General features: G+C 61.5%; 7 protein-coding genes and 3 pseudogenes. 8 read left to right on the plus strand and 2 right to left on the minus strand.

Translation table 11 applies throughout. The features are described from left to right. The 3 genes and pseudogenes from Y707_RS0100775 to Y707_RS22300 all read left to right on the plus strand — a co-directional run. A partial coding sequence (locus Y707_RS0100775; RefSeq protein WP_026533703.1) for an IS630 family transposase occupies positions 1–821 on the plus strand: 821 nt, incomplete at its 5' end. A 247-nt stretch (positions 822–1068) separates the two neighbouring features. Continuing rightward, positions 1069–2415 (plus strand): MFS transporter, encoded by a 1347-nt coding sequence (locus Y707_RS0100780; protein WP_026533704.1) that lies wholly within the window; start codon positions 1069–1071, stop codon positions 2413–2415. Between the two features lie 208 nt (positions 2416–2623). After that, positions 2624–3420, plus strand: a pseudogene (locus Y707_RS22300) (amidohydrolase family protein). A 51-nt stretch (positions 3421–3471) separates the two neighbouring features. Here the strand turns inward: Y707_RS22300 and Y707_RS33355 are convergent. After that, positions 3472–3597, minus strand: a complete 126-nt coding sequence (locus Y707_RS33355; RefSeq protein WP_442853267.1) for an AtuA-related protein — start codon at positions 3595–3597, stop codon at positions 3472–3474. Positions 3598–3770: 173 nt separating this feature from the next. Here Y707_RS33355 and Y707_RS0100795 point away from each other — a divergent pair, with 173 nt between their 5' ends. Then, complete coding sequence (locus Y707_RS0100795) at positions 3771–4817, plus strand: NAD(P)-dependent alcohol dehydrogenase (protein ID WP_026533707.1); 1047 nt, start codon at positions 3771–3773, stop codon at positions 4815–4817. A 191-nt stretch (positions 4818–5008) separates the two neighbouring features. Here the strand turns inward: Y707_RS0100795 and Y707_RS0100800 are convergent, their stop codons facing one another. Next, the gene (locus Y707_RS0100800; protein WP_026533708.1) at positions 5009–5428 is read right to left on the minus strand and encodes a GlcG/HbpS family heme-binding protein; all 420 of its coding nucleotides are present in this window, start codon (positions 5426–5428) and stop codon (positions 5009–5011) included. A 254-nt stretch (positions 5429–5682) separates the two neighbouring features. Here Y707_RS0100800 and Y707_RS32450 point away from each other — a divergent pair. The 4 genes and pseudogenes from Y707_RS32450 to Y707_RS22310 all read left to right on the plus strand — a co-directional run. Next, positions 5683–6888, plus strand: a pseudogene (locus tag Y707_RS32450) (malate synthase G); the annotation flags it as partial. Positions 6889–6967: 79 nt separating this feature from the next. Continuing rightward, positions 6968–7486, plus strand: a pseudogene (locus Y707_RS32455) (malate synthase G); the annotation flags it as partial. 214 nt (positions 7487–7700) lie between these two features. Then, the gene (locus Y707_RS30385) at positions 7701–8075 is read left to right on the plus strand and encodes a hypothetical protein (protein ID WP_155852619.1); all 375 of its coding nucleotides are present in this window, start codon (positions 7701–7703) and stop codon (positions 8073–8075) included. Positions 8076–8688: 613 nt separating this feature from the next. Beyond that, positions 8689–9181, plus strand: a 493-nt coding sequence (locus Y707_RS22310; protein WP_051441499.1) for a GAF domain-containing protein, incomplete at its 3' end; no start/stop codon positions are given.

Genomic DNA, 9181 nt, shown 5'->3' on the forward strand with positions numbered 1-9181 from the left:
TTAGTGTGGATCAGGTTGAGCACGTCGTGGTGGACACGCTGGAATCGACCCCGGCGAACGCGACGCACTGGTCACGGGCGAAGATGGCCGAGAAGTCCGGCCTGTCGAAGTCGACGATCGGTAGGATCTGGAAGGCGTTCGGTCTCAAGCCCCATCTGGAGGAGGGGTTCAAGCTCTCCAACGATCCACTGTTCACCGAGAAGGTCTACGACATCGTCGGCCTCTACCTGAACCCGCCGGAATCCGCGGTCGTACTATCGGTCGATGAGAAGAGCCAGGTCCAGGCCCTGGCCAGATCACAGCCAGCGTTCCCGATGATGCCGGGAACCCCTGAGCGTCGGACGCACGACTACGTCCGGCACGGCACCACGAGCCTGTTCGCGGCGCTCAACGTCACGGACGGGACGGTCATATCCTCCATCCACCGCAGACACCGTGCCGTCGAGTTCAAGAAGTTCCTGACCAAGATCGACAAGAACGTCCCCGAGCACCTCGACGTGCACGTCGTCTGCGACAACTACTCCACGCACAAACATCCATCAGTGAAGAACTGGCTTGAGAAGCACCCACGGTTCCACATGCACTTCACCCCGACGTACTCGTCGTGGATCAACCAGGTCGAGCGTGTCTTCGCGGAAGTGACCCGGGACCTACTGCAACGTTCTGATCACCGCAGCGTGCAAGCCCTCGAGAAAGACCTCCGCAGCTGGGTGAAGGCCTGGAACGTGGATCCACAGCCCTTCATCTGGACCAAAACCGCCGAAGACATCCTCGCCTCCATCGCCAGATACCTGAAACGAATTAACGAATCAGGACACTAGGCAAACAGCTAGTGTGATCGGCGCCACTTCCAGTCAGGATGAGTTGGTGGAGGTCCGCTCGGAATTTCGAATCGGTGCAACACCGCGCACCTGAGCCTTTCCCTCATCCCCGGGATATGCGGACGACGACGGCGCCTCCTGTCCAGTTGCCTGCCTGCAGCAGTTGAAGCTGCAGTTCACGGCAACCCCGCTGGAATGCCCCTGTGGTACCGCTGCACGCGTTCCCGAAGACAAAGGAGTCTCGCATATGACATCACCTGCGATACCTGCTACCGCGAAGCAGAAGAAATCCGTTCGGTGGGTTGTGGCGATTGCCGCCATGGCCCTGATTTTCGATGGCTACGATCTCGTCGTCTACGGCGCCATCGTCCCGATGCTGCTGGATGACCCAACCCAACTCGGAGCCATCAACGCAACGGAAGCCGGAGCACTGGGCAGTGCCGCACTGCTGGGTGTCATGGTGGGCGCGCTCGTCGCCGGCGGCGTCGGCGACTACGTGGGCCGCAGACGCATCATGCTGATCGGTATTGTCCTGTTCTCACTGGGGATGGCCGCGACAGCCATGGCTCCCGATGTGATGATCTTTGGCTCCCTCCGCTTCTTCACCGGCCTCGGTATCGGCGCGCTCGTCGCTACGGCAGGCGCCATGGTGGCAGAGTTCGCGCCAAAGGGTCAGCGCAATTTCTACAACGCCATCGTCTACTCCGGCGTCCCTGTCGGCGGGGTGCTTGCCTCGCTGCTGGCGATCGTGCTGACCGATGCAATCGGCTGGCGCGGACTGTTCTGGATAGGTGCGTTGCCGCTGCTGTTCCTGTTCCCGATGGCTCTGATGAAGCTCCCGGAGTCGCCCAAGTGGCTGCTGTCCCGTGGCCGGCTTGCCGACGCCAAAGCGGTATCGGTAAAGACGGGCATTCCGCTGCCCGCTGCGGTCGCTGCGTCATCGGAGCCAGCGCCGAAAGCTGAACGCGCAGGTTTTGCCGCCCTGGCATCCAAGCGCTACTTCTTCCCGACAATGCTGCTCGGTCTGATGAGCTTCTCCGGTCTGCTGCTGACCTACGGTCTCAACACATGGCTGCCGGAAATCATGAGCCTCTACGGGTATGGACAGACGTTCTCCCTGACCTTCCTGCTCGTCCTCAATGGTGGCGCTATCTTCGGTGGTCTGGTCGCTTCGCTGTCGGCCGACCGTTTGGATCCCCGGAAGGTTGTGGCCACGACGTTCTTCCTTGCCGCCCTGTCGCTGGTGCTGCTCACTCTGGAACTGCCGTTTGCGGTTCTGCTGTCACTGGTGGCCGTTGCCGGCGTCGGAACCATTGGTACCCAGGTGCTCATCTACGGTTTCGTCTCCAACTACTACGAGACCTATGCCCGGGCGGCCGGTGTTTCCTGGTGTGCCGGTTTCGGACGCCTCGGCGGCGTCTGCGGTCCCCTCATCGGCGGCTTCCTGATTGCAGCACAGGTCCAAAATCAAGCGGCCTTCTACGTTTTCGCCGTCGTCGCAGTAATTGGTGCCCTGATAACGCTCGTTGTTCCCCGCCATCGCAACAAGGAGGAGGCAGCGCCCGAACCCGCCGAAGCAGCCTTGGTCAAGTAACACGGCCGCGCGGCACCACTGCGTCCTGGCCAGCTCCTGTGTGGAGTTGGCCAGGACGCCGCCGTTATGAGCAATACTGCTGTATGGGAGTTGTTTGGAACGAGGCACCATGGCATCAATGACCGACGACGACGTCCCCGCTTGGTGGGCGCGGCTCGGCCTGCCGGGTCTGATCGACATCCACACCCACTTCCTGCCCGAGCGGATGATGCGGCGCGTCTGGGCCCACTTCGACGACGCCGGGCCGCTGATCGGGCGGCCCTGGCCAATTAACTATCGCTGGGATCAGGACGCCAGGTTGGCGCACCTGCGGAAAATGGGAGTGCGCCGCTTCGCCGCCCTGACCTACGCCCACAAACCCGATATGGCAGCCGACCTCACCGACTTCGCGCTCGACCTGGCGGCTGAAAATCCCGACTGCATTCCCAGCGCGACGTTCTATCCCGAGGACGATGTTCTTGACCAGGTCCGCTCAGCTCTCGATCGCGGTGCGCGGGTCTTCAAAATCCATGCGCAAGTTGGCGGGTTCGATGTCCGCGAGCCAATCCTGGATAAGGCGTGGGGCCTGCTGGCGGAAGCTGCGGTTCCCGTTGTCGTACATATCGGCAGTGGCCCGGTTCCGCGGGGAGGTTTCACCGGACCCGACAAACTCGAAGGCGTACTGCGCCGGCACCCAAATCTGACCGCCGTCGTCGCCCATCTCGGTGCACCCGAGTACACCGAGTTCCTCGACCTGGCTGAGCGCTATCCGAACGTACATCTGGAACCACCATGGTGTTCACGGACTTTTTCGAGGACGTCGCGCCCTTCCCCGCGGAGCTATTGCTCCTTCTGGCGGACATGCCCGACCGGATCGCCCTCGGCAGCGACTTCCCGAATATCCCCTACTCGTACGCCCACCAGCTCGAAGCCCTTGAACGCCTGCGCGAACAAGAACCCCGGCTCGACGACGACTGGCTGCGTGCAGTCTGCTGGACCAACGGTCAGCGGCTAATCCGGCCGTAAGTCAACGACCCAGAGAACGCATATGTGACTGGATGACTCCGACGCTAGGTCCTAAACCTTCAGGCTCAACAGATGGTAGCTCAGAGATTTCCCGTGACCGTCGAGTGAGGGAGAGTTCGTAACACCTCCGCCGAGTACTCCCGGCAGTTCGAAAACGATCCCTGGAAGCCTTGGCATATCGATACGCGTAGCCACTCCAGTTAGGAGTTTCCCCTAGTGCGAGGACACCCGGTCCACGGTTAGATTTCTAAGCAGATACTCCCGTTCTCCCGCTGAGGAATACGACGTCGGCTCCTGACGTTTGGGAATTGGACAAAGAATTCAAGTCACACGATGTGCAGGAGTCATTTATGCCTACGACTGTTAATGCTTACGCAGCTCCATCTGCCACTGAGGACCTCATCCCCACCACTATCGAACGCCGCGACGTCGGCCCCGACGATGTGCTGATCGACATCAAGTACGCAGGTATCTGTCACTCGGATATCCACACGGTCCGCGGCGACTGGGGATCCCAGTCCTACCCGCTGGCACCCGGCCATGAGATCGCCGGGGTCGTTGCCGAAATCGGCTCCAACGTCACCAAACACGCCGTCGGTGACCGGGTTGGCGTCGGCTGCATGGTGAACTCCTGCGGCGAGTGCAAGAACTGCGTGGCCGGGGAGGAGCAGTACTGCCTCAACGGCAACACGGGCACCTACGGTGCCGTGGACCGCGACGGCTCCATTACCCAGGGCGGGTACTCCACCCACGTGGTGGTGACCGAGGACTTTGTACTCCGGATCCCCGAGGGCATCGAGCTCGACGTCGCCGCACCACTGCTGTGTGCGGGCATCACCACATACTCGCCGCTGCGCCACTGGGGCGCCGGACCGGGTAAGAAAGTCGCCGTCGTCGGGCTCGGCGGGCTCGGCCACATGGCCGTGAAGCTGGCCGCAGCCATGGGCGCCGAAGTGACAGTGCTCTCGCAGTCCCTGAAGAAGCAGGAAGACGGGCTGCGCCTGGGTGCGGAGCGCTACTTCGCCACCAGCGACGAGAACACGTTCACGGATCTTGCCGGATCCTTCGACCTGATCATCAACACCGTCAGCGCATCACTCCCCATCAGCGACTACCTGGGCCTGCTGTCCCTTGACGGTGCGCTGGTCAACGTCGGTGCACCAGCCGAACCGCTGCCGGTCAACGCGTTCGCGCTCATTGGCGGACGCCGCTCCTTCGCCGGTTCCATGATTGGCGGCATCCGTGAAACCCAGGAGATGCTCGATTTCTGTGCCGAGCACCACCTTGGCGCCGAAGTTGAGGTCATCCCGGCCGGGAAGATCAACGAGGCCTACGAGCGTGTGCTCGCCTCGGACGTCCGCTACCGCTTCGTCATCGACACGGCGACGCTCAACTAAGTCCGTCCGCTTCGGAACCCCCGACAGGAAATATCCCGCCGGGGGTTCCGGCGTTAAGCCGGGACCCGTGAGTGCGCGCGGGCAATGGTTGACCGATTCGCAGGCAGCGGAATGGTATGCCTTCCAGATCCGCGCAGCTTATACACGTTCAACTATTGATGCCCCGGCGGGCGCGGTCAGCGAAAGCGGAACTAATCGGCGTCGGCACCGATTGCGGCGAGCGTTGCGGCCGCAATGGAAGCATCCTGGTCGGGGGTGCCACCGGCGACGCCGAGGCCGCCGACGTGCTTGCCCTCGAACTTCAGCGGGGATCCACCCTGGATGTTTGTGAGCAGGCCGCCGGTGCCGAGGGGAAGCTGAATCGCGAACGCGTCCGACATCCAGCCGGTCTTCTTGCGAGTGGACGCAGCGGTATTCGCTTTGCGGCGGCTCGTCTCGACGCTGTGCGGAGTCGCCCCGTCGGCCTTGCCGAACGCCACCATGGTCAAGCTGGGATCGACGACAGTGACAACTGCGAGCACGCCGATTTTAGCGCCTTCGGCGATCGCCACGCTGACCGCGTTTTGTGCTGCTTCGTAGGTGATGTTGGATGACTCAAAGTAGTTTCCCATGATTCCTTCTGGTCGTTTGTCATCGTGAGGATCGCGAGGTTTAGCCGTCTCGCCGAGTTCCGCGACGATACGGCGGGCGCAGGCCCCGTGCCAACTCCAAATGAGCGCTGGCGCTCACCCTAGGGAAGCAGACGGAAGCTGGCGCGCGCATCTCGGGCGCGCCCGATATCAGTTGCCATGATTTCCCGTTCTGATATATTCCACAAGGTAGAGTCTACATTCCATGTTGCGAAAAAGTGTTCAAGGAGCTGCAAATGACGAATCATATCCAGGTCGGCGACCTCAGCGTAGCTACGCCCCTTTTCCGATTCGTTGAGGACGAGGCAATGCCGGGCAGCGGCGTCGATTCCGGCGCATTCTGGGAAGGAGTCGCAGCGGTTCTCCGGGATCTCGTGCCTCGGAACCGTGAGTTACTCGCCAAACGCGACGAACTGCAGGCGAAGATCGACGACTACCACCGTGCCGCGCCTGGCAAGCCCGAGCCGATGGCATATAAGAACTTCCTCACAGAGATCGGGTACCTCGTCGAGGAGCCGGACGACTTCACAATCAGCACGATAGGGGTGGATACCGAGATTACGTCCCAGGCCGGTCCGCAGCTGGTAGTGCCGCTGCTGAATGCCCGCTTTGCCACCAACGCGGCGAACTCACGCTGGGGTTCCCTCTACGATGCGCTGTACGGCACGGATGCGATCGCGGATGAGGGCGAGCTGGCTCGGAGTGCTGAATACAACACTGCGCGTGGCGCGGAGGTAATCGCCTTCGGTCGCAAGCTGCTCGACGACAGCGCTCCGCTCAAATCGGGTTCGCATGCCAACGCCACCTCGTACACGATCGACGGCGATGGCTTGGTTGTCGCACTCGCCGATGGGAGTACCAACCGACTCGACGACCCTGCCCAGCTCGTGGGCTATGCCGGCCGGAAGGACGCCCCGACGAGCATCCTTCTCGTCCACAATGAGCTGCACATGGAGGTCCAGATTGACCCCTCGCATCCCATCGGCGGCACCGATGCTGCGGGCGTGAAAGACATCGTGCTCGAATCTACGCTGACCTCGATCATGGACCTCGAAGATTCTGTCGCAGCGGTCGACGCCGATGATAAGACACTCGGGTATCGGAACTGGTTGCGGCTTAACCAGGGCACCCTCTCGGAGGAGGTGGTCAAGGACGGCAAAACCTTCACGCGCACGATGAACGGGGATCGCACTTTCAAGACCCTCGCGGGGGACTCCATAACCCTGCACGGACGCGCTCTGATGTTCATCCGTCAGGTTGGTCATCTAATGACGACGGACGCCGTGCTCGACCGAGAGGGCAACGAGATCCCCGAGGGCATACTGGACGCCCTCATATGCACGCTCGGTTCGCTTCACGACTTGAGGGGCGACACGAGTCTCAAGAACTCGCGCACCGGTTCGGTGTACATCGTCAAGCCGAAGATGCACGGACCCGAAGAAGTGGCGTTCACCGTCGAGTTGTTCCGCCGGGTCGAGGAGGTTCTCGGCATCGCACCGCTCACCAATGAAGCTCGGCATCATGGACGAGGAGCGGCGGACGACCTTAAATCTCAAGGCATGCATCGACGTCGCGAAGGACCGTGTCGTGTTCATCAACACGGGTTTCCTCGATCGCACGGGCGACGAGATACACACGTCCCTTTACGCCGGCCCGTTCGTGAGAAAGGCCGACCTCAAGGCGCAGCGTTTCATTCAAGCGTACGAGGACTTTAATGTCGATACCGGCCTCAGTGCCGGATTCCAGCACCGAGCACAGGTCGGCAAGGGCATGTGGGCGATGCCCAACCTCATGGCCGCGATGCTCGAGCAGAAAATCACGCATCCAAAGGCCGGTGCCACAACCGCTTGGGTGCCGTCACCCACCGCGGCGACTCTGCACGCCCTTCACTACCACGAGGTCGACGTGTCCCTGGTGCAAGACGAGGTCAAGAGGAGAGCGCACGTCGGCGTCGACCCGATCCTCGAGATTCCGCTGGCTTCGCACCCAGACTGGGCGGATGAGGAGAAGCAGGCGGAGCTCGACAACAACGTGCAGTCGATCCTCGGCTACGTCGTACGCTGGGTCGACCAGGGCATCGGATGCTCGACGGTGCCCGACATCAAGAACGTCGGGCTTATGGAAGACCGGGCGACACTGCGTATCTCCAGCCAGCTCCTGACGAACTGGCTGACCCACGGCATTATCATCGAGGAAGATCTTCTCGAGAGCATGAATCGGATCGCGGGCATCGTCGACGAGCAGAACGCGGCCGATGCTCTATACGAGCCACGTACGCGTACGCTGGGTCGACCAGGGCATCGGATGCTCGACGGTGCCCGACATCAGGAACGTCGGGCTTATGGAAGACCGGGCAACACTGCGGATCTCCAGTCAGCTCCTGGCGAACTGGCTGACCCACGGCATTATCACCGAGGGAGATCTGCTCGAGAGCATGAAACGTATCGCGGGCATCGTCGACGAGCAAAACGCGGCCGATGCTCTATACGAGCCACTGGTCGGCCCGGAAGGTCCAGGGCTTGCCTTCGAGGCTGCTCGTGACCTCGTGCTGCTTGGCGGGAGCCAGCCGAACGGGTACACAGAGCCGATCCTGCACCGCATCCGCCGGGCGAAGAAGGCCTCCGGCTGATCTCGAACTCATTCACAAAAAGGTCTACATGAAAGATCATGACGGTTGTATTCGGCCCAAACACGTCACTGTAGCCGGGGCCGTCGATGGTCAATTGATCCAGGTTGAACCGGAGTGAGCCACAAAGCAGTGACGTGCTACGCCCGGGACAAATAATCGGGAGCAGGGTCAGGTACTCGCCCGCGGAACAGGTTCGAGGCGTCAACGCGCCGTATTTCAGCGCAGCGGACGACTCTCGGACGTCGTCATCGACGCCATTTCCATCACCAACACTCCCAAGAGCAGTCTGAACCCAAGATAGAACGAACAGCTTTTCCACCATTGCGGCCCTCAAAACGAGAAGATGCCGGCAAGCGGACCGGATTTGGCCGGACGCGTCCTGATCCGGTGCGCCCCACGGCGACTATCCCGAGGTGGGGATATCTGTCATGGCCGGGGCGGCCCCGACCTGTCCAACCACAGTGGTGGATGTGGAGGGGCGATCTGAATCATCCGGCGGGACGGGAAACCGGGATACGTCAAGACCGGTGTGGTGATTTTCTACCGCTGTGGTTTATGCTTTTGACCGCGTCCAATCACCGGGCGTGTCAGCGGCAGTGGATGAGGGGGACAAATGCGGATCAAAGAATCGGGCAGAGGCGAACCATCGGAACATAATGGAGGCAATGCCAGCCCGGAGGAGCTTGCCCGGAAGCTGAGTGATCTGGCGCGGACTCTGCATGAGGAGCAGGACCCGGATGATGTTCTCAGAAGCGTGGTCCATGCCGCGATTGAGCTAATCCCCGGTGTGGAGGAAGGCTCCATCAGCGTGGTCTTCGACCGCAAAAATGTTGGCTCGCGTGCCCCGTCCGGTGAGCTGCCATGCATGGTCGATGCGCTGCAGAACGAAACCGGTCAGGGCCCATGCCTGGACGCGGCCTATCAACACCGCACGGTGCGGGTCCCTGACATGAGCTGCGAGCAGCGCTGGCCGGTGTTCGCCGAGAAAGCATCCGCGGCCGGCGTGGGCAGCATGCTCGCCTTCCAGCTGTATGTTGATGAGCGGAACCTGGGAGCGTTGAATCTTTATTCACGCCGACCCAGCGCGTTTACCGATGAATCCGAAC

The organism is Arthrobacter sp. H14 (genome assembly GCF_000520495.1).
Classification (GTDB): Bacteria; Actinomycetota; Actinomycetes; order Actinomycetales; family Micrococcaceae; genus Arthrobacter_C.

What these genes read in the sequence shown, in the direction of transcription:
- Y707_RS0100780 (WP_026533704.1), top strand. Translation starts at nt 1,069, where the DNA reads ATGACATCACCTGCGATACCTGCTACCGCGAAGCAGAAGAAATCCGTT.
- Y707_RS33355 (WP_442853267.1), bottom strand. Translation starts at nt 3,597, where the DNA reads ATGCCAAGGCTTCCAGGGATCGTTTTCGAACTGCCGGGAGTACTCGGC.
- Y707_RS0100795 (WP_026533707.1), top strand. Translation starts at nt 3,771, where the DNA reads ATGCCTACGACTGTTAATGCTTACGCAGCTCCATCTGCCACTGAGGAC.
- Y707_RS0100800 (WP_026533708.1), bottom strand. Translation starts at nt 5,428, where the DNA reads ATGGGAAACTACTTTGAGTCATCCAACATCACCTACGAAGCAGCACAA.
- Y707_RS30385 (WP_155852619.1), top strand. Translation starts at nt 7,701, where the DNA reads ATGCTCTATACGAGCCACGTACGCGTACGCTGGGTCGACCAGGGCATC.